General features: G+C 38.5%; 28 protein-coding genes and 2 riboswitches. Of the genes, 18 read left to right on the forward strand and 10 right to left on the reverse strand.

The genetic code is table 11. The features are described from left to right. Positions 1-132 precede the first annotated feature (132 nt). From A4245_RS09015 to A4245_RS09025, 3 genes are all read right to left on the reverse strand, one after another. Positions 133-1,137 carry a tetratricopeptide repeat protein gene (locus A4245_RS09015; protein ID WP_067727401.1) on the reverse strand — a complete coding sequence of 335 codons (1,005 nt, stop codon included), beginning with the start codon at positions 1,135-1,137 and terminating at the stop codon, positions 133-135. Positions 1,138-1,491: 354 nt separating this feature from the next. Continuing rightward, positions 1,492-2,130 carry an NAD(P)-dependent oxidoreductase gene (locus A4245_RS09020; RefSeq protein ID WP_067727402.1) on the reverse strand — a complete coding sequence of 213 codons (639 nt, stop codon included), beginning with the start codon at positions 2,128-2,130 and terminating at the stop codon, positions 1,492-1,494. 64 nt (positions 2,131-2,194) lie between these two features. Continuing rightward, positions 2,195-2,602: an Rrf2 family transcriptional regulator gene (locus tag A4245_RS09025; RefSeq protein WP_067727403.1), complete on the reverse strand. Its 408-nt coding sequence runs from the start codon at positions 2,600-2,602 to the stop codon at positions 2,195-2,197. 210 nt (positions 2,603-2,812) lie between these two features. On the opposite strand from A4245_RS09025, the gene A4245_RS09030 reads away from it, so the two are divergent. The 6 genes from A4245_RS09030 to A4245_RS09055 all read left to right on the forward strand — a co-directional run bounded on the left by A4245_RS09030 (position 2,813) and on the right by A4245_RS09055 (position 7,421). Then, positions 2,813-3,253, forward strand: coding sequence for a cell wall hydrolase (locus A4245_RS09030; RefSeq protein WP_067727404.1), 441 nt, complete (start codon positions 2,813-2,815; stop codon positions 3,251-3,253). Positions 3,254-3,913: 660 nt separating this feature from the next. Further along, on the forward strand, positions 3,914-4,336 hold the full coding sequence (locus A4245_RS09035; RefSeq protein WP_067727405.1) for an NUDIX hydrolase: 423 nt from the start codon (positions 3,914-3,916) through the stop codon (positions 4,334-4,336). A gap of 96 nt (positions 4,337-4,432) precedes the next feature. Then, positions 4,433-4,810 (forward strand): hotdog domain-containing protein, encoded by a 378-nt coding sequence (locus tag A4245_RS09040; protein WP_067727406.1) that lies wholly within the window; start codon positions 4,433-4,435, stop codon positions 4,808-4,810. A 131-nt stretch (positions 4,811-4,941) separates the two neighbouring features. Next, positions 4,942-5,043, forward strand: a riboswitch (purine riboswitch). Positions 5,044-5,176: 133 nt separating this feature from the next. After that, positions 5,177-6,370 (forward strand): NupC/NupG family nucleoside CNT transporter, encoded by a 1,194-nt coding sequence (locus A4245_RS09045; protein ID WP_067727407.1) that lies wholly within the window; start codon positions 5,177-5,179, stop codon positions 6,368-6,370. A 342-nt stretch (positions 6,371-6,712) separates the two neighbouring features. Then, on the forward strand, positions 6,713-7,189 hold the full coding sequence (locus A4245_RS09050) for a DUF2975 domain-containing protein (RefSeq protein WP_067727408.1): 477 nt from the start codon (positions 6,713-6,715) through the stop codon (positions 7,187-7,189). 10 nt (positions 7,190-7,199) lie between these two features. Beyond that, on the forward strand, positions 7,200-7,421 hold the full coding sequence (locus A4245_RS09055; RefSeq protein WP_067727409.1) for a helix-turn-helix domain-containing protein: 222 nt from the start codon (positions 7,200-7,202) through the stop codon (positions 7,419-7,421). Between the two features lie 208 nt (positions 7,422-7,629). Here A4245_RS09055 and A4245_RS09060 read toward each other — a convergent pair whose 3' ends face one another. Continuing rightward, on the reverse strand, positions 7,630-7,944 hold the full coding sequence (locus A4245_RS09060) for a DMT family transporter (RefSeq protein WP_067727410.1): 315 nt from the start codon (positions 7,942-7,944) through the stop codon (positions 7,630-7,632). After that, positions 7,944-8,285, reverse strand: a complete 342-nt coding sequence (locus A4245_RS09065) for a DMT family transporter (protein WP_067727550.1) — start codon at positions 8,283-8,285, stop codon at positions 7,944-7,946. The genes A4245_RS09060 and A4245_RS09065 overlap by 1 nt, the downstream gene beginning before the upstream one ends. 61 nt (positions 8,286-8,346) lie before the next feature. Further along, positions 8,347-8,444, reverse strand: a riboswitch (guanidine-I (ykkC/yxkD leader). A 334-nt stretch (positions 8,445-8,778) separates the two neighbouring features. Between A4245_RS09065 and codY the strand changes: the two genes are divergently transcribed. The 8 genes from codY (at position 8,779) to A4245_RS09100 (ending at position 14,149) form a co-directional block, all read left to right on the forward strand. Then, positions 8,779-9,555 (forward strand): GTP-sensing pleiotropic transcriptional regulator CodY, encoded by a 777-nt coding sequence (codY, locus tag A4245_RS09070; RefSeq protein ID WP_067727411.1) that lies wholly within the window; start codon positions 8,779-8,781, stop codon positions 9,553-9,555. 461 nt (positions 9,556-10,016) lie between these two features. Then, entirely contained in the window at positions 10,017-10,472 is a 456-nt protein-coding gene (locus A4245_RS09075; protein ID WP_067727412.1) for a VOC family protein, read from the forward strand. Positions 10,473-10,624: 152 nt separating this feature from the next. Beyond that, entirely contained in the window at positions 10,625-11,122 is a 498-nt protein-coding gene (locus A4245_RS09080) for a GNAT family N-acetyltransferase (protein ID WP_067727413.1), read from the forward strand. 462 nt (positions 11,123-11,584) lie between these two features. After that, the gene (locus tag A4245_RS09085; protein ID WP_067727414.1) at positions 11,585-12,454 is read left to right on the forward strand and encodes a transporter substrate-binding domain-containing protein; all 870 of its coding nucleotides are present in this window, start codon (positions 11,585-11,587) and stop codon (positions 12,452-12,454) included. 122 nt (positions 12,455-12,576) lie between these two features. Then, on the forward strand, positions 12,577-13,011 hold the full coding sequence (locus tag A4245_RS09090) for a GNAT family N-acetyltransferase (protein ID WP_067727415.1): 435 nt from the start codon (positions 12,577-12,579) through the stop codon (positions 13,009-13,011). 169 nt (positions 13,012-13,180) lie between these two features. Further along, a complete protein-coding gene (gene fosM / locus A4245_RS09095; protein ID WP_067727416.1) occupies positions 13,181-13,603 on the forward strand; it encodes a FosM family fosfomycin resistance protein in 423 nt (140 codons plus the stop codon). Between the two features lie 13 nt (positions 13,604-13,616). Then, a complete protein-coding gene (locus tag A4245_RS20080; RefSeq protein WP_407668380.1) occupies positions 13,617-13,739 on the forward strand; it encodes a hypothetical protein in 123 nt (40 codons plus the stop codon). A gap of 17 nt (positions 13,740-13,756) precedes the next feature. Further along, complete coding sequence (locus A4245_RS09100; protein WP_234402383.1) at positions 13,757-14,149, forward strand: hypothetical protein; 393 nt, start codon at positions 13,757-13,759, stop codon at positions 14,147-14,149. A gap of 196 nt (positions 14,150-14,345) precedes the next feature. Here A4245_RS09100 and A4245_RS09105 read toward each other — a convergent pair whose 3' ends face one another. The 3 genes from A4245_RS09105 to A4245_RS09110 all read right to left on the reverse strand — a co-directional run bounded on the left by A4245_RS09105 (position 14,346) and on the right by A4245_RS09110 (position 15,639). Further along, complete coding sequence (locus A4245_RS09105) at positions 14,346-14,540, reverse strand: YjcZ family sporulation protein (RefSeq protein WP_067727417.1); 195 nt, start codon at positions 14,538-14,540, stop codon at positions 14,346-14,348. 42 nt (positions 14,541-14,582) lie between these two features. After that, positions 14,583-14,705, reverse strand: a complete 123-nt coding sequence (locus A4245_RS19670) for a YjcZ family sporulation protein (RefSeq protein ID WP_084268741.1) — start codon at positions 14,703-14,705, stop codon at positions 14,583-14,585. An 88-nt stretch (positions 14,706-14,793) separates the two neighbouring features. Then, positions 14,794-15,639 (reverse strand): protein-glutamine gamma-glutamyltransferase, encoded by an 846-nt coding sequence (locus tag A4245_RS09110; RefSeq protein WP_067727418.1) that lies wholly within the window; start codon positions 15,637-15,639, stop codon positions 14,794-14,796. Positions 15,640-15,853: 214 nt separating this feature from the next. Between A4245_RS09110 and A4245_RS09115 the strand changes: the two genes are divergently transcribed. The 3 genes from A4245_RS09115 (at position 15,854) to A4245_RS09125 (ending at position 17,408) form a co-directional block, all read left to right on the forward strand. Next, the gene (locus tag A4245_RS09115; RefSeq protein WP_067727419.1) at positions 15,854-16,120 is read left to right on the forward strand and encodes a hypothetical protein; all 267 of its coding nucleotides are present in this window, start codon (positions 15,854-15,856) and stop codon (positions 16,118-16,120) included. A 4-nt stretch (positions 16,121-16,124) separates the two neighbouring features. Further along, positions 16,125-17,045, forward strand: a complete 921-nt coding sequence (locus tag A4245_RS09120) for a cupin domain-containing protein (protein ID WP_234402384.1) — start codon at positions 16,125-16,127, stop codon at positions 17,043-17,045. A 141-nt stretch (positions 17,046-17,186) separates the two neighbouring features. Continuing rightward, positions 17,187-17,408: a DUF6199 family natural product biosynthesis protein gene (locus tag A4245_RS09125; RefSeq protein WP_084268742.1), complete on the forward strand. Its 222-nt coding sequence runs from the start codon at positions 17,187-17,189 to the stop codon at positions 17,406-17,408. A gap of 243 nt (positions 17,409-17,651) precedes the next feature. Here the strand turns inward: A4245_RS09125 and A4245_RS09130 are convergent, their stop codons facing one another. Continuing rightward, positions 17,652-18,041, reverse strand: a complete 390-nt coding sequence (locus A4245_RS09130; protein ID WP_067727421.1) for an RDD family protein — start codon at positions 18,039-18,041, stop codon at positions 17,652-17,654. A gap of 170 nt (positions 18,042-18,211) precedes the next feature. Further along, positions 18,212-18,394: a hypothetical protein gene (locus tag A4245_RS09135; protein WP_067727422.1), complete on the reverse strand. Its 183-nt coding sequence runs from the start codon at positions 18,392-18,394 to the stop codon at positions 18,212-18,214. A gap of 362 nt (positions 18,395-18,756) precedes the next feature. On the opposite strand from A4245_RS09135, the gene A4245_RS09140 reads away from it, so the two are divergent. Then, the gene (locus A4245_RS09140; RefSeq protein ID WP_067727423.1) at positions 18,757-19,722 is read left to right on the forward strand and encodes a carbohydrate kinase family protein; all 966 of its coding nucleotides are present in this window, start codon (positions 18,757-18,759) and stop codon (positions 19,720-19,722) included. Positions 19,723-19,853: the final 131 nt, after the last annotated feature.

Here is a 19,853-nt window from a genome sequence, read left to right on the forward strand (position 1 = left end):
AATTGATGGATAGTTCAGAAAAAAAATAAGGCTGTCGAGGGTTTCTCGACAGCCTGAAGCTCAGTTAAACTGAGCTTTTTTCTATTAGTGAGAGCAAGCCTGTGGGAGAGAGATCTAACCGTCACAGTGTGCTTAAAATTCCTTCAATTTTGCTTTTGCTTCTTGATCCCCTTTGAGTGCTGCTTTTTGATACCAATATTTTGCCTTTTTCATGTTGATTGGGGTGCCGATTCCGGATTCGTAGCACATGCCGAGATTGAATTCCCCATAGACGTCTTGTCGGTCTGCAGCCAGCTTGTACCAGCGGAGGGCCTCTTCACCAAGGCCATTCTCGACAGCTTCATTGCCGAGTCGGTTGGCAGCAAAGTCGTCTCCATTCTTGGCTGATTCGGTGAACCAATGCTTAGCCTTTTCAGCATTTCTCTCCGTGCCGATACCGTTTTCATATAAATAACCTAGCGTATACATTGATTCGGCAACACCACGCTCAGCGGCAATAGTAAACAGTTCGAATGCGCGTTTATCGTCCTTTTCCACGTATTCACCAAGAAAATACATGTCAGCGTAATTATTCATTGCATCTGCATGCCCTTTTAAGGCTGCTTCCTTATAATAATGGAATGCTTTTTCAAAGTTTTTCTTCACATAACCCCCGTCAAAATAATAGTTCCCGAGCCAGTAAATTGCATCGAGAATACCTGCATTCGCTGCGGCTTCATACCAGGCGAATGCCCAATCATCTCTTCCCAGGGCCTTGTAGTATTTACCCAGCTCAAGCTGTGCATCGGGGTCAGCCTGTATTGCTTTTTTATACATTATAACTGCTTCCTGTATTTCATTCGCTTCCAAGAAAATCTTAGCCGAATTGTCGGCAGGTTTAACGATTTCCAGTAAGATTGTTTCAAAATCCCGTAACAATATTCTTTCGCAAGCTTTGTCATAGGATGATGAAGCATTTACTTGAGCATATAGAATTCGTATATCGTCGGGAAAATCAGTGGCTGCAGTTTTACAGTTTTTTAGAATCTGCCGGATCATTGTTAGTTTATCATCGCATTCCTCAAACGTAACGAGTAGTTCTGCAGCTTTTTCGCAGCCTAGTTGTAAAAGATCCCGTTTAAATGATTGTATTTCCATAGAATCACACTTTCTTCTTTCGTTCTACATATAATACCATTTCAGGGAATGAAGAGGAAGCTGAGTCAGTTGTTGGTATGGTTATGTATATTGAGATTGAGAGCGAAAGGTATAATTATGGAGGTAAGCATTAAAGTTGGGGATTGTACCAAGGGATCGTTTGATGTGGAAAACCTGGATCTGTACCAGGGAGCAGTCCGAGACAGAGGGAAAAGTCTGTTTTTAAAAAGAAGCTAACAACATCCTGTATCTCAGTTGTTAACTTCCTTTTATTTTCTTTATATTGATGTAAAAATTAACTGCCTCCAAAAATGGTACTTATTCAGTGGTTTCAATCTTGTCTCTGGTTCTCGTTTATTCAGCTTCACCGACAATAGTGAATCTTTCTTTAATATGCTTCGGATCCTCGATTTCATCCAATACAGCGATGGCATAGTCAGCATAGCTGATATAGCTGTCACCCTTTGTATTAACAAGCAGGTGATCTTTTCCGGATTTGTAGGCCCCGGTTCTTTTTCCTTCCGCATCAAAGATGGCTGAAGGGCTGATGAATGTCCAATTAAGATCTGTTGCTGCTTGTAATTCTTCCAGATTGCGACCTTGTCCTTTTGCGGTTGGTTTGACGATGTCCGGAAATTCTGGTGTGTCGATTAACTGAACTGTTTTGGCTTCATCGACATAAAGACTTCCGGCACCGCCGACAACAACAACTCTTGTTTCTGTACCATTTGCAGCTTCAATTAAAGCATGCCCGGCATCCACGTGTGCCTGTTCTTCACCTAGAGGAGCCCCAAAGGCATTTACAATTACTTCAAATTGCTTTACATCCTCGGTTTTAAGGTCAAAAATATTTTTTTCGATAACGTTCACATTTTCATCTGTGATTTTTCCAGCATCTCTAACAATTGCTGTTGCTTGATGCCCTCGGTCAATCGCTTCTTTTAAAATTAAGCTTCCAACTTTTCCGCTTGCTCCGATTACTGCTATGTTCATAAATATTCCTCCTACAGTTTAATTGTAACAATGATAGTTACATTCGAGTGGTGAAAAAATCTCTTTAATCAAAGAGATCTCCTAAAATGTCATGAAGTGTTTGATTGGCTAATTCATTTTCCATCGCATTCTGTGCCCGCATAAAGCTCTCCTCAAGCGTGGTTTGAATGTTCTTCCCAACGATGCATTGCGGGTTAGGGTCTTCGTGAATGGAAAAAGTCGTTTCGCTTTTTCCTTGGACCGCTTTATAGATGTCCAGTAAAGTAATTTCAGACGGTTCTCTTGTCAGGTAGACCCCTGGAATGCCTGCTTGGGATTTGAGGATACCAGCCTTTTTCAACAAACTGTTTATGCGTCGGATGACTACGGGATTCGTGTTAACACTGCTCGCAATGAAATCAGAAGTGGCTCCAGATTGAGTGGATGCTAACGACAGGATATGAATTGCAACCGCAAACCGACTATTTTTCATATGGATTCACCACCGTGTAACAATTATAGTTACAACTAGAGATGATTGTCAAATAAAAAAAAAGATTCGATTAGTAGATGGTCGCGATGAGGATGCAGGCACATTTTGAGATATTTTGGACCGAGGAACCTGTCCCTCCGGACCGCATTGATTTATATACACTGGCATGAATGGAGGCTTTTTTTCATACTATATTCTGGAGGTGTAAAAATGGCAAGAGTTGCTTACCGAAGTGCAGATGTTGACTTAATGGCCAGGATGATGAGAGCAGAAGCTGAAGGAGAAGGACAGCAAGGAATGCTCTACGTTGGGAATGTAATTGTTAACCGTGCTATAGCAGATTGTACTGACTTTATTGATGTGAGAACAATTGAGGATGTCATTTTTCAAATACAAGGAGGAAATTACTCTTTTGAAGCCGTTCAAAAAGGCAATGTGTTTTATCAAAGAGCAAGAGAATCTGAAAAAAGATTAGCAAGGCAAAATTTGGATTATTGGAGAGATCACCCAGCGAAATATGCGCTTTGGTACTTTAATCCATATGCTCCATGTCCCCCAACATGGTATGACCAACCTTTTACTGGACAATATAAACTGCATTGTTTTTATGAACCGTTAGCTGGAACGTGTGAAAGTGTTTATATGGGTTAACAGTCCCGGATGTTTTTTTGGTGTAGTATTATTATGCAAAAAAAGGGGATTTCCGGGTTTTAGCAGGGAGTCCCTTTTAATATTTATAAATATTTTTCTATGAATAATTTTTCTCGAAGAAATTTGGTGCATGGGAGGAAGTACATTTCTTGTTAAAGGAATAAAATTCTATAGCAAAGCTCCGTTCTTTGAGTTACTATTTAATCATAAGAACCATTATCTTACAAAATATGGGTTTTGCTCCTGGCTTTTAGTAGAACTGGGAATGAACATCTAAAACCTGCTTTTGCTTTTGCGTTTTATCATCAAACCAGTTCACTGCTATTATTCCAGTTACATAGTTTTTCCTGATTTTTAGTGACAAATGCCATAGTTCACAGTGTATTTGCCGTATTTTCCACTAAATTTGCCGTTGTTTTCTGCCATGATGCCATAGTTCACAATTTTTTCGCCATAGTTCACAATTACAGAGTGAGCGATGATAGCAGGCAGCAGAATTCATTGTAATCAACAAAAAAAAGTTTTATGCAAAAGTGAATGTAACCGCTTTATCAAGAGTGAACAAGTAGATGAAAAAAAGGGAGTATTCCCGGACAAGTTCACAAAAAAAGTTTTCTCACTAGATTTTTGAGAAGAAATATTTACAGGGGAGTGGGTTATATGGCAGCACCAAAGCATTTTGTTTCAGCTGCTACAATTGTTTTAAACGATGCAAATGAAATTCTTTTAATAAAAGGACCTAGGAGAGGATGGGAAATGCCGGGTGGTCAAGTTGAAGAGGGCGAGTCAATAAAGAATGCAGCAATTAGGGAAACAAAGGAAGAAACGGGAATAGATATCGAAATAGAAAAGTTTTGTGGGATTTTTCAAAATGTCAGTGGTTCCATTTGCAATACATTGTTTCTGGCCAAGGCTATCGGTGGAGAAAGAACAACTGGCCCTGAAAGTTTAGAAGTAGACTTTTTTCCAGTAAATGAAGCTCTGGAAATGGTTACATGGGGGAATTTCAAACAAAGAATTGAATATGCCTTAAATGAAAGTCTTCATCCTTTTTATATTGAGTTTTCTAACGGGAAATGGTAGGCAGGTCATCGAATAAGTATAACTAGCTGATAATGGTTAACAGGGAACGGACTGGTCGAAACGATAACCCAATGCAAATTAAAGGGGGGAATAAAATTGTCTTTAAAAGTTGGCGATATAATAACATTTGAAAGGACTTTTACAGCAGAAGATGTTGAATTGTTTACGAAGATTTCGGGTGATAAGGGCTCTCATCATGTTACCCCTAATGAACAGGGAAGACTGGTCGTTCAAGGGCTGTTGACTGCTACATTGCCGACAAAAATTGGTGGAGATAACAATGTACTGGCCCGTACCATGAATTTTGAATTTTTAAGGCCGGTTTTTACTGGGGATACAATCATATGTGAAGCGACAATCGATCAGTATGAAGAACAGGATAAGAATAGAATAGCTATCTCGGCATCTTTCCAATGCACCAATCAGAAGAATAAACTAGTATTGGGAGGAAACTTTGCGGGAGTAATCTTATAAATTTATATATTCATCAAAGCGAGAGATATGATTGGTAGTTTTTATAGAAATAGATTGCGATTGCAAAATTCAGTATTATATTATTTTTTATCGATCTATTGTTTATTTGGAAAACCTCTGTTAAAATTCAAAAATCAACTTCATACGATCCTTATATATCTATGGAAATATGGTCCATAAGTCTCTACCTGGCAGCCGTAAAATGCCGGACTATAAGGAAAGTCAGAGCGCGACATGGGACACGTTTACCTTGGTGCATTCTCTTCTTTCTTTATTGATGGAGAGGATGCACCTTTTTATATAATAAAAAGGTCAGACGTCTAACGATAATAAGGGTCTATGAAGCTCATTATAAGGAGGTTACCTATGGGTATTTTATCTGGTTTATTATCACTGGCAGGATTACTGTTTTTGGCTTGGCTTCTAAGTAAAAATAAAAAGGCGATCAAATGGCGTACAATAGTAGTAGGTGTGGCGTTAGAAGGAATTTTCGTTTACTTTATGCTGAATGTTTCCCTTGGTCGTTGGGTTCTTAACAAGGCCGCTCAAGGAGTACAGCACGTACTGGACTTTAGCAACGCAGGAATTGAATTTTTATTTGGTGGGTTCTTTACAGAAGGAACAAATGTAGGATTTGTTTTTGCTATTCATGTTTTATCTGTCATCATTTTTATCTCCGCATTGGTTGCCGCTCTGTATTATTTACGTATCATCCCAATTATTGTACGAGGCCTCGGATTGGTTGTTGGGAAAATATTTGGTACTACCCGGGTGGAATCATTTAATACGGTTGCCAACACGATGTTAGGGGTAGTAGAAGCCCCATTACTCATTAAGCCTTATCTCGCAAAACTGACGCGCTCAGAATTGTTCACCGTAATGGTTGGGGGCACAGCTTCGGCAAGTGGTGCGATTCTATTATCCTATGCGCAAATGGGAATTGACGTAAAGTATTTACTCATATCAGTATTCTCGGTACCATTTGTCGCTATTGTCATATCCAAAATTATAGAACCGGAAACGGAAGAGTCTAGAACAATGGATGATGTCAAAATGGAAGGGGCAGGACACGCCAACATTTTTGAAGCTATTTCAGAAGGAGCTGTCAGCGGCGTAAAGCTAGCTGCCAATATTGGTGGGTTGCTCATTGCTTTTATCAGTATTTTAGCTCTTGTCGACGGCTTATTAAACATCATTGGAACAGATTTAGCGACGGTATTTGGTTATGTCTTCTTTCCTTTTGCTTTACTTGTTGGAATTCCGTTTGAAGATGCATTCCAGGCTGCGTCCATTATTGGTACAAAGCTTACCGCCAATGAACTGATCGCATTCCAGGAGGTACTGAAAATCCAAGAGGTATTACAACCAGAAACGATTGCCATTTTAACCGTTGCATTATGTAATTTCGCGAACCTATCATCAATTGGGCAATTAATTGTAGGTTTAGGTTCTATAGCACCATCAAAGAAAAAATTAGTCTCATCATTAAGCTTTAAAGCGATCATCGCTGGTACGATGGCAAGCTTTATTACAGCAATTTTTGTAAATATGTTTATCTAAAAGAACAAAAGCTGCAGGTACACTGAAGAACATCATATGTGTTGGCCTGAGCACAGAGAAGACAACTTAACTTCAGAAAAACTTTTTAAAACTATCCTTCTTCCAATCTATTTGGTGATGAAGGGTAGTTTTTCTTTAAAATTTAATGTTTCTGTTTTGCAACCCCTTCATAGAAAAGGAATCTTTTTTGATATGTCTTTTTTTCCTCTTAGTAGAGCCATTTGTAGAATCAAAAACCAGACAATACAATAAAAATATAATATTATTCAATAATTATTTATTGATAATCGATAAAATAAGTGTTAAAGTAAGATCTACAATAAATTAAATGAGGTGCTTCTTATGAAACGTGGTTCAACACTCTTTTTAAAGATGGCTGTTATTCTTATTGGACTTCCAGTTCTTGCTTTGTGCATATTTGGGTTTCCCTGGCTAGCGAATAATCCAGTAAATCCAGACTACGCCCATATACTCTATCCCATTTTAATAGGTATGTATGTATCGGTGATTCCGTTTTTTATCGCATTGTATCAGGCTTTTAAACTTTTGAGCTTTATTGATAGGAACCAGGCTTTCTCTGACCTGTCTGTTAAATCTCTGAAGAATATCAAATTCTGTGCAATGACAATCAGTGGTTTGTATGTGGCGATGATGCCATTTGTTTATCTCGTAGCAGAGCTGGACGATGCACCAGGACTCATTATAATTGGAATGGTTCCTGCATTTGCTTCACTGGTGATTGCCGTCTTTGCTGCCGTTCTTCAAAGACTTCTAAAAGAAGCGATCGATATAAAATCGGAAAATGACTTAATAGTCTGAGGTGAAAACAATGGCGATTATAATCAATATTGATGTGATGCTGGCTAAAAGGAAAATGAGCGTGACAGAACTTTCAGAGAGGGTTGGAATAACAATGGCTAACCTTTCCATATTAAAAAATGGAAAAGCGAAAGCGATTCGATTTTCAACGTTAGAGGCGATTTGTAAGGCTTTGGAATGTCAGCCGGGAGATATTTTAGAGTACAGAAGTGATCAACACACCCAAGAATAAAAAAACTGTGCAGTGTTTTAATATCAAGTGTTTTACACTCCATTAATTGATGAACCTGAATACTGCCCTCCGCTCATCATGTATAAAGGAGCACTACCTTGATTAGAAAAAGATAAAGCAAACGGTCCTGCATCCTACATTTAATACGTGAGTGCCGGTGCTTTTGCTTTGTCTTTTTCACACCAAGTAATTTATTACTGTATGTTGTTTACGAGACAAGTTTTAAACCAACAGCTGCAACTAAAACCATTGTAATAAATATAATTCTTCTCCAATCTCTTGATTCCCCGTAAAATATCATTCCCACTATGGCCCCACCCGACGCTCCAATCCCTGTCCAGATTGCGTAGGCCGTACTCATCGGGAGTGATTCCATTGCATAGGCAAGAAAGAGAAAACTTGCACCAAATCCAGTAATTAAAAGTATCACAGAAAGCAAATTACGATCTCTGTGCAATTTATTGATCATCGCAACACCAAACATTTCAAATAAACCCGCCAAAACTAAAGAAGCCCATGCCATTATGACTCAACTCCTTCTTTAACTTTTTCATCCGTAACTAATTTCAAACCAATTACTCCGGTCAATAAAATGAGAATCAGAAGAATTTTAGATAATTTAAAGGCTTCACCAAAAAAGACGATTTCTGAAAAAACAGTCCCTACAGTGCCTAGTCCCACAAAGACAGCATATACGGTGCCCACGGGGATTTTTCTGCCTGCAGCAATCATTAAATAAAAACTGATGAAAATAGAAATGATAGTCCCTGACCACTCCCAAAATCCATCGGCGTGTTTTAATCCAATAACCCAAAAAACTTCAAAAAAAGCAGCAACAAAAACTTTAATCCAGTCCATATTCATTCCATCTGCACCTCCAGTTATTCTTGCCAAATAAAAAAGCCAAAGAGACAACTTGATCAGTTCCTCCCAGGCTTTTATCCTTCCGTGACACAGCAATGCTGTGAGTTTTCTCTCGGACCAGTCCAACAGTTATGTTGCGGAACCCTAGAAAACATGTAACCTATGTAGTTACCATATATTATATAATTTATTAAATCATAGTTCAAGATGAAAGAGTTTGGCTTTTTGACTAACTGATTACCTGTTCGAAATGAAAAGGTCTGAGGGTTTTGGCCTGCTTTTGTTTTTGCGGAAGGATTAAAAAGTCTAAATTGTGCACTTGGTATTTGTTAAGGATGTGTAAATTTTTGTGTAAAAATTGTTTTATGTCGATATTTGTATTATTATTTACTATTAGATTGTACACACAATTTTTAGTGGCAGTTTTTGGGCAAAAAAGGAATTTTAAATATGGTAAGCAGAAACTAAATAAGAATAATTTGGAGGAATTTAAGTGAATTTATTAACAAAGTCCAGAAAAATCAATGCGATTATACAAAATGCAGGAAGTAAACCTGTAAACTTTACAGAAATGGCAAAAACACTATCAGAAGTGATCGAAGCGAATGTCCTGGTGATCAGCAGAAAAGGGAAAATCCTTGGCCACGGATTGCACGATAATATTGAAAGTGAGCGAATGAACCATATGTTAGAGGAACGCCAACTGCCTGAAGACTATTCAAATCGTCTATTAACTGTTCATGAGACAGCTGAAAATTTGGATATAAACAGTGAATACGCCGCTTTCCCTGAAGAAAGCAAAGAGTTATTCAAGAGAGGACTCACGACAATTGTTCCCGTTATTGGTGGTGGCAGACGGCTGGCAACACTAAGCATTTCACGCCTGGAGAAGGAATTCAGCCCGGATGACTTAGTATTGTCCGAATATGGGGCAACCGTTGTAGGCATGGAAATTTTGCGTGGTAAAACGGAAGAAATTGAAGCTGAAGCCCGCAGTCAGGCAATCGTGAAACAGGCCATTAGTTCCCTTTCTTACAGTGAGATGGAAGCTGTTGATCATATTTTTGAAGAGCTTGATGGGATGGAAGGATTGCTTGTAGCATCCAAAGTCGCTGACCGTGCCGGTATCACCCGATCCGTAATCGTGAACGCATTGAGAAAATTGGAAAGTGCTGGAGTTCTCGAATCACGCTCACTTGGTATGAAAGGAACATATATTAAAGTGCTGAACGATAAATTCCTTGTAGAGCTGGAAAAAGCTAAACTGTAAGGAACATACCCACTTTGATAATTAGAAACACCTGTAAGCTAGTTCATAGCCTGCAGGTGTTTTTTCTATTGGGTAAGCAAATAAAGGGTACGCTTTTTACGATTACATTAATCATTATAATTTGAAATACAATTCGCATGTTGAATTTGTAATCACATTTATTAGAGTGCTTTCTTTCATAAGTGCAACTGGGCCATTCACGTAATCTGTAATGTATTTAGCTATATTCCCTCGAAGTCTTTTCTGAAAGCTATTCGCGATGGTCGCGATAAGCAGGAACTCTTTATAATATGTCGAAATACTTACTAATGGAGAATTCTTTTCAAGTCAGCTGCACAAACTTACTCACTATCACAACAGGAGTAATTGTCATGTGGCAGATTAACTAACTGTTTGGAGAACCGGGAATCGTAACAGGTGAAACTATGAAAAAATTGTCATAAGAATAGGAGGTTTTCTTCATGATTGAAGGTTTGTTTGAAGCGCATTTACCAGTAAGTGATTTAGAGCGTTCAATAGATTTTTATAGTAATCTTGGTTTGGAACTTGATCATATTGTTGAGGATAGATTGGCTTTTTTATGGATAGAAAAAGATAAAAGTTGGTTGGGTTTATGGGAGTCCGATAAAGTGGAACTTGATTATCATCCATCTATAAGACACATAGCTTTTCAGGTTTCCCTGCAAGGATTGAAAGATTCGGTTGCATGGTTAGAAAGTAAGGGATATAAACCAAGAGAGGCTTTTGGTTTTGAACCAATTGAGCCTTTCGTTATGCCGCAGAAGGATTATGCAACCGCTAAAATTCATTTTAATGATCCCGATGGCAATAGTTTAGAATTTATATGTAAAATTGAAAATCGCAAAAAAATAAAGGAGCGTATGTATTTGAGTGAGTGGGAAGAAATAAACAGATAATTTTCAGCTTAGAGAGTCATTGCCGAGACGGTGGTAATATACTCCTTTTCTGGTCGAGTGAAGGGGGTTATTAAACCTTATGCCATCAAATTTAGAATAAGATGATAAGAAGAAAGAGGTCACAGTATTTCTGCTCTTAGGGGAGGATGGAAATGGGTATTGAAATTGTTGCGTGTAAACCTGAGCATTCTAAAGCAATTGCTGAAATATGTGCGATTGGATGGCAACAAACGGTAGAGGGGAAATTAAGCAAAAAATACCAAGAAATTGCAAAAAAAGTTTGGTACACAGAGGAGCGTGTGAGAAATGAAATTAATAAAGGTATCTATAAATATAGTGCAATTGCAGATGGGAAAGTAGTAGGTACTATTGGTGGCGAGTTAAATAAAGAACGGCTTTCCTGGATATGGGTATTATACATAGGTGAGGCATATCGCTATCAAGGAATTGGAAAGAAACTTCTGCATGCATATTCAAAAGATCATATTGAAGCAGGTGCAACCGAACAATGGGTAACCGTTATGAATGAAAACTACCGTGGCATTCCTTATTATGAATCAAATGGTTTTATAGTGCAAGAACGTGTAGTAAAGAAAACAGAAACAGATGAGGATGAAATTGTCTGGAAATATAAACGGAGTCTTAAATAAAAATTAGCTGGGTGGGAAAGAAGAATAGAAAGAGCTACCAAATCTTAAGAAGAAACTATGTATAGGACTTATTATACAACGGGGCGCTTTTCTGTTTGAAAGGAGGTTGGTTAAAGAGATGAAAAGGCTAGTGATTATTACTGTCGAATCGCGTAATTGACGATTAAGTGAGAGATGGCGTGCTTGAGAGTATTAGGCCCTTTTTTTGGCTGCAATCCGCCTGTTTACGAGAATATCAAGATGGACAAGGATGCGGACAAAATTACGTTCTGTTATACAAAGGATTTTACATATTGCTCGATGCTCTTGATAATACATAAATCGTCGATGAACAAATTTCACAAGTGGACCAGTAAACCTGTCCCCGTGGACCTCATATAAAGCGGAATTTTTTTGACAAAGCAGTTTAATTGGAGTAATCTAATATCTATTATTTGGTTTTAAGGAGAGGGAGTGGGATTTTTGAAAAGAAGTAAATACATATCTATTATTCTATTGGCTTCTATAGCGATTTTAAGTGCATGTGGAAGTTCCGATGAGAGTACTGCAGGCAGTGGGAGCGGTGAAGGTACGACGGATGAAAGATGGGAAGAGATCCAGGAAAAAGGAGAGATTGTAGTAGGGACTTCCGGTACATTGTTCCCGGCATCTTATTATGAAGATGGCGATGACAACTTAACAGGGTTTGAGGTTGAAGTAATGCGGGAGGTTGCCGATCGCATGGAGCTGGACATCACTTTTGAAATATTGGGGATTGATAGTGTACTTCCAGCCATTCAAAGCGGAAGAATTGATGTTAGTGCAATGCAGCCTACTGAAAAAAGGGAAGAGGAATTCAATTTCAGTGAACCTTATAAATACTCCTATACGACCATGGTGGTCCGCAAAGATGATAATTCAGATATAAATTCACTGGAAGATCTGGAAGGGAAAAAGGCCGGTGGCGGAGCAACGACTATCTATAGTCAGATTGCCGAGCACTTTGGAGCGGAAGTGGTTACCTATGGAAACGCTCCAAATGAAGCTTATTTACGGGATGTTCATAATGGCAGAACCGATGTAGTCATCAATGATTATTATTTGCAGAAATTCGGTATTGCTGAATTTCCTGAATTTGATATCCATTTGCACCCTGATCTTCAATTCAGACCAACCGTGAAAGCTATTGCCATGCCAAAACAAGCTGATCAGCTGACAGAGGAAATTAACAATGCTCTGCAGGAGATGCGTGAGGATGGCACACTGTCTGAATTGGCAATCCAGTTTTTTGAAGAAGATGCCTCCCAAAAACCAGACTTGGAAATGGAAGATATTGAGGGGCTCGATTTGTAGTCATATGGTATGTGACAGTTAATCGAACGGGCCGCTTCCGAGAACTTTTCAGAAAGAGAAAGGGTGCTTTTCCTGATTTGGAATTGCACCCTTTTTTAAACTATCGAACAGGGGGTAAGAGTATGTTGGTCATGAAAGAGCTTCTGTCAAAAGATGAAATAATTGAAGCGTATCCGATTATGAGACAGCTGCGTACACATCTTGATGAAAATACATATCTAGAATTAGTTATGGATGCGAAAGAAAAGGATAGCTATAAAATATTTGCTTTAGTTGATGCGGGTAAAATAGTTGCAGTAACTGGTTTTAAGCCAATGATCACGCTGTACTATGGAAGGTTTGTCTGGGTGTGTGACCTCGTTACAGAAAAGACGATGCGTTCAAAAGGGTATGGTGAAAAACTGCTTGGATATGTCCACGAATGGGCTATGGAAAATAATTATGAAAGTATTGCGTTGTCATCAGGATTGCAGCGTACAGATGCACATCGTTTTTACGAAGATCGAATGAATTATGAGAAGGTAAGCTATGTTTTTAAAACATCTTTATATAACTAAGAAGAAAAAAGTAGAACTGAATCAGCCACAGAACTCGATGCTTTCCTTCAACTTATAAGGAGAGTATCTTTTCATATGCCCCTGAATATGTATGGATTAAAAGGATTCTCGATAAACCGTGTCGAAGTAGTTAACATCAGAAAAATCTTCACTTGCTGAGGTGATTGACGTGGCAATTAAAGGTCTTAACCATTTTCTGTTTTCGGTTTCTAATTTGGAGAACGCCATTAAATTTTACGAAAAAGTATTTGATGCTAAATTGCTTGTAAAAGGGAGAAGCACTGCCTATTTTGATTTATGTGGGGTGTGGCTTGCCCTCAATGTGGAGAAAGACATTCCTCGGAATGAAATAGAAAAATCCTACACACATATAGCTTTTACAATCGACGAAGCGGAATTTGACCAAATGTATAAGAGGTTAAAAGAGCTGAAGGTAAATATATTGCCAGGCAGACCTAGAGATGCAAGAGACAGAAAATCAATCTATTTTACAGACCCGGATGGCCATAAGTTTGAATTTCATACAGGTACTTTACAGGATAGGTTAGATTACTACAAACAAGATAAAACACATATGGAATTTTATGATTAGGGGGAGATAGCGAATGAACTTAGGTACTCCAATCGCCACCGGCAATACAGCAAAAATCTATCTTCTCGAAAATAAAATAATCAAAGTATTTAACGACTCTTTGACTGATAATGAATCATTAAGCAGTTTATTTTAAAAATAGGAGGTTTGAAATTGACTGGAATCTTGATGCAAATAAGCAGATTGTTTTTAGGTGTCGTTTTTTTGATTGCGGGCATAAATGGTTACTTTGTCATTCTGGGGCTGGGCCCATTTATAGCAACCAGTCCAGAAGCAATGGTATTATTTGAATTTGATTATCTATTAATTGCAGAAAAATCATTGGAAGTTATATGCGGGATATTACTCTTGACTAATCAGTTTATCCCGCTGGTACTTGCTATATTAACTCCAATTGTAGCCAATATTTTTTTACTCCATTTGTTTCTTGACCACTCATTACTGCTTTTGGCATCATTGCTCGTCCTTTCGCTGGGTTATTTATTGTTTTTTTATCGAAAAAGCTATATGGGCTTGCTGGAGAGAAAATCAAATCCTTTGCCATGATGCATTTTTTCAATCGTTATAAGAGTATGTATATCCGAGGAGCAATCTCACTCTTGTAAGAAAAAGAATTTTTTTAAAGTCATTTATCAATAGTGTGTACGCGAAAAATAACAGGCAGCCGAAAGGAGAGACCCGCGACTGCCTGTTAGCATTTCCATTGTTTTTATCCGTTACTCAAATTGTTTGTTGCAGCGTATTATTTAAACCACACTGCCCCTACAATAATGAGAAGGATAAACAACACTACGATTAAAGCAAATCCAGTACGGCCGCCATAATAGGCTCCGCCAACAGGTGCACCATAGCCAGCGCCGGCAACATTCCCGTCGCAGCCATATCCGCCTGCACCAGGTCCAAATCCATATCCACCGTAATCAGGTCCAAATCCCATATATACCTCTCCTAATTTATGACTTTCTTTAATTCTCAAACTCTAATAACCATATCCACCGTATCCACCGAAAGATGCTCCGACAATAATCAAGAGAATAAACAATACAACTACGAATGCAAAACCTCCACCATAGCCATATCCTGCTCCAGTTGCTTCACTCATTTCCTATCACCTCCGTTAATTAACATATGGAATTTCCTGAATTTTGATTGGGCTCAATGCAGATATTGCCTATGGAAAAATGGAATTTTCATGTGTAGTTACTGTAGAACGCATTTAGATAGAATAAATATTCATCACATGAAATCGAACACTTGCCATGATGGATTACGACAGGTAAAACTTTGGACCTACGGGATGACAGCGAAATATTTGCCAGATTTTTGAAAGATGGTCTTGTGACCTGTTCAAGCATATAGGCTGATCGAGTGCTGCCTGAACGTCTCATTTCATTCAGTGCCTGAATCATCTCGTCAGCGGATCTGATTCCCAACCCGTGTCCAAAATATGTCCCGTCTCCCAAATCAACCGCATTTTCGCCTCTCCACCAGGAGGTTTCTGGATTTACATCAGGATTATTAAAATAAACAACATCTCCTGGGATGACATGAGTGGTATAGATGGTTTGTATTCCAAGATCAGGGTCAAAATTCCAACTGTACAAATAGATGTTTTGAAATAATTGATTAAATAAATTGTCATCATCCATGGTGTTCAATACGGCGTGGTAATAGATCATTACCTTTGCCATGGCACATTCAAATCCATATAAAGAACTATTCTCGAAAATATCCCGAATTGCATCGGATGGTAGAACGTCATGCCTTAATTGGAACCCCCCTGCACTTGTCACACGCCAATACCTTGGATTGCTCCTGGACGTGTCAAAGGTTTCGAATCGCGCATCTCCTGCATTCATCGCTCTTGCACTTGCTATAATGTTGTTCCGTAACTTGACTTCAAATCTCAATTCTTCGATGGAAGAATATGAATAAACAATCGGATGTTCAGCCATTCGTTGAATAATTATATTTTCAATACTCCCGGTAGGCCATAAATCAGTTTGTTGAAATTCAATCCCGGCGACTTGTATCATTTGATCCCTCATTTCAGTATCTTTTGTATTATTACCCATTGTATTCAACTAGAATAGTCTTGTGTTTGTGGATGGATTAATCCCGAATTCAATCAGTGCTATACCAAAGTTTAGGATAAATTCATTTTTCTTCCGTTTCGGAATAATGAAAATTCATGTTAAGATTATCCTATAGATTAGCAGGAAGAGAAGGAAACTTATGGAGGTCATACTCATGTTTGCCGCAGCTTTAATGATTATTATTATTGCCGGCATTGCTATTATCAAAGGATTGAAGCAAATGATAAATAATCCAACGATTGAATTAAGAGATCAGATAATAAAACTCGAAAACAGGGTAAATGAATTGGAGAATAAAATAAATTTAACAGAACTGCAGGATTCCAGGTGGATCAACAGTTTAATCACTTACATAGAACATACGAATAGAGAGCCCTTACACAAACATTACCCAAGCACCATGCATATGATGAGTTTATGAAATTATGAAGGGAATGAGAAATGTGTACTATTCTCCTAATATGTATTCATCTTCCTACTATGGTAATACACCAGCCTATCATCCACAATTTATGGCAAGAAATATCCAAGGAAATGAACAACAAGTACTTGAAGCTGTTCTTTCCGCAATAATTGGAAAAGCAACAATTATGGACTTATATAGCCGGTTGGCAGATGTGGCTCCCAATCGACAGGATAAGGAAGAAATTTTAAATGCGTTGGAAAATAGAAAAATCCATTTGAAAAAATTTACTGACCTTTATGTGTCACGTACCGGAATCCAGCCTGTTTACGAGATTGATAAAGTTAACTTTGACACGTATCGAGAAGGGTTACAAAAGGCATATGACGCAATAGTAGAGGATTACGAAAAATATCGAAATAGTTATGTACTTACGCGACATTCACCAGCCCGTGATATATTTTTCCAGGTTTGCAAAAACGAGGTGGCACATGCGGAACGATTCAGTTCTTTAGCATCGAATGAGCAAGGCCGGATTGAATTAAAGGATTATGGTTCCCAACCATTTATTGTGGATATTGAGGAAGCGACGAAGCAAAATAACACGTTCCGTACCGCCTTATGGACGGGAAGCCATCTGCAAGTTACGGTAATGAGTATTAATGCTGGTGAAGATATCGGATTAGAAGTTCATCCTTCGGTTGATCAATTCCTGCGTATTGAACAAGGGGAAGGATTAGTTCAGATGGGGAACAGGGAGGATGATCTGGATTTTCAGGTAAATGTCTATGATGACTATGCAATTATGGTACCAGCCGGTAAATGGCATAATCTAACCAACACGGGAAATAAACCTCTAAAACTTTACACCATCTATGCTCCACCTGAACATCCATTTGGAACGGTTCACAGAACGAAAGCAGAGGCAATGGCCGCTGAATGATATCATTGTTGAAAAGTTAATGAAATAAGTCGCCTGTGCAAGGGTGTGAAAGAGTTGTCAATTGCTTTTATCGACTTTTTCATCCTTGCTTGATTACATAGTAAAGACAGATAAATAAGAAACGAATCGTGAGGGATCAGTTTGGGAGATATTATTTTTACATCTTACTTCGTAATTGTCATATACGTGGTACTAATTTTGAGCTACTTTTATCCGAGGGAAAGTATATTGTTTGGGAAAAGGTGGATGTACGAAGAAGATCCGGAGCCTTCTGAAGAGGCAATTCGTTTTGCCAGATTAGGTGCGGTGGCCGGTATTGTTATCGTTACGATTATCGTCCTGGCTTCTGTTTTTTATGAGTAAAGAAAGTATAAATTTTGGCAGCAATTAATTCTTACACATAAACAGCCACGTCCAGCTCCAGCGCCTACCCCCTCGAGGTCTTAAGTAGAAACTACCTGTGGCAAAGAACGCCACTGGTAGTTTCTACTTAAGACCTCGAGGGGGTGATCAAGGCGCTTGCGCTTTTGTTCAATAGTGATAGATTTCCAGGTCAGTCCCACTCTACATAATACATGGGGACCAACCCTTTTAGTTTTTTGTATGCTAGGATTCTTTCACAATCGTACCTGAGAAACGGTCATGGGGAAATATTGCTCCATCCTGTTCTTCAAAAGCTTTACGATTTTTCAAATAATCAAAAGAGCTTAACGTATCCCGATATGCCATGCGTTTCAAAATCGTGTTGCATGTTAATTTGGAATGATCTTCGGTCTCCAGTTTCAGCCCCATTTTGCTGTACCCAATTATTTGTCCATTTTGGCGCAATAGCGCGTATTCAAGTCCCCACATGATAACAGTGGGTGTTACCAATGCATGAAACGCTTCGTTTTTTACTTTTTTCCGTAAAAAATACTCCACGCCAGCGGTCACAGCACTTGAAACAGCCAGGTCAATCAAATACGCTTTTGCTCGTTTTTTCGTAATGGATTTCATCAATCTTCCTCCTCCAATTTTCTCGCTATATATATTTACATGTACGAGGAGTGTTGGATAAAGTTTCAAATTTCTTTTGGAAATAAATGAGATAGATAAAATGGGGGCAGATTTTCAATGAAAAAAAGTGCCTGGCAGCCGCTGGTAACGATTGTCAGACACTATTACTGTTATTCTATTTCAGTGTTGCTTTTGAGTGCGATATCCCATTGGCGGTTAGGTTTTGTCATGGAGTTTATCTTATTTGCGAACAGCAGAGCAGAATCATAGGTCAGGAAAGTTTTTTTCAGATGGCTGCTTGATTTTGTCAAGATTTCTCTTGACCCATTCATTCTTCTTTGAAGAATAAACATACGATCGACCTCCCTCGTCATGTTCAGCTTTATGTTCTTTTAGCTGCTGAAAATATTGTCTCATATTGGAAGAAGTATGTATATAGGATCGTCTAAAAATATATATAATTAACTAAATTTGAGGGATTTAGTATTTATTAAGTCATGCATACGAGATATTATCGAAGCGCAGTAGCAGTTTTGTGTTATATTGTCAGGTAGTAATATAGGGCTTTCAGTTAATCGTAGTTTTGCATCAAAACCAATCTGGATATGTGCAACAAAAGCATTAGCGAAAAATATTGATGAGTGTCAGGGATAATTAATTTATCGTAGAAACGGGTAAGCATCTTATAGGACGAATAATAGAAAGGTGGAGACGTATGAGCACAAATTCTTCAGTTATTTGCATCGGTGAATTGCTAATTGATTTCTTCTGTACAGATGTGGATATAGATTTAAGCGAGGGTGAAAATTTCAAGAAGCAGGCAGGTGGAGCACCTGCAAATGTGTGTGCAACGATTGTAAAATTGGGTGGAGATGCTTTATTTAGCGGGAAGGTTGGTCATGATCCTTTTGGGCTTTTCTTAAAAAATACATTGGATGAACTTAAAGTTGACACATCAATGCTTCTTTTAGATGCTGGACACCCGACGACATTGGCATTTGTATCGCTCAAAAATAATGGGGAGAGGGATTTTGTATTCAACCGGGGAGCAGACGCCTTTTTGACTGAGGAGGATTTGGATAAAGAAAAATTAAAGAATGGTGGTATACTGCATTTCGGTTCAGCAACAGCGTTATTGGATGGTCCCTTCCAGTCTACCTATTTAAATACGATGAAATGGGCAGGTAGGGAAGGAAAATACATTTCATTTGATCCTAACTATCGGGCAGACCTCTGGAAAAATGAGGTAGAAACCTTTGTGAAGAAAGTGAAACAAGGTGTATCCTTGGCTGATTTTGTAAAAGTGAGTGATGAGGAACTAAAAATCATAACAAGTGAAAATGACATTTCACGAGGAGTTCAAGTAATGCACCAATTGGGAGCAAATGTAGTTGCTGTCACTTTAGGAAAAGAGGGAACTTATATTTCGAATCGTGAGCAGCAGGGGATTGTTCCAAGTATTCCAGTTACCTCTATCGATTCCACTGGAGCGGGAGATGCATTTGTAGGGGCTGTTCTATGCCAGTTGGCAAAAGAAGACAACCCGAAAGAAGTGAATAGTGATTTTGATAAATTAAAACATATCATTGCCTTCAGTAATAAAGTTGGTGCATTTGTCTGCAGAAAGGTGGGAGCCATTTCCGCCATACCGACAATGGAGGAGCTTTCAAGTGAATCATAGGGACGGTTTACTTTAAAGTCAATTAGAGGAAGAAAGCAGTAAAACAGTTACCATGTTTCATATGGATAATTAGGCTGCTAAAGCAGAAACTAGAATGAATAGAATTGGCTGATTACCTTTAATCTAAACGC

The sequence above is a fragment of the Oceanobacillus damuensis genome (genome assembly GCF_001618145.1).
GTDB lineage: Bacteria > Bacillota > Bacilli > Bacillales > Amphibacillaceae > Oceanobacillus > Oceanobacillus damuensis.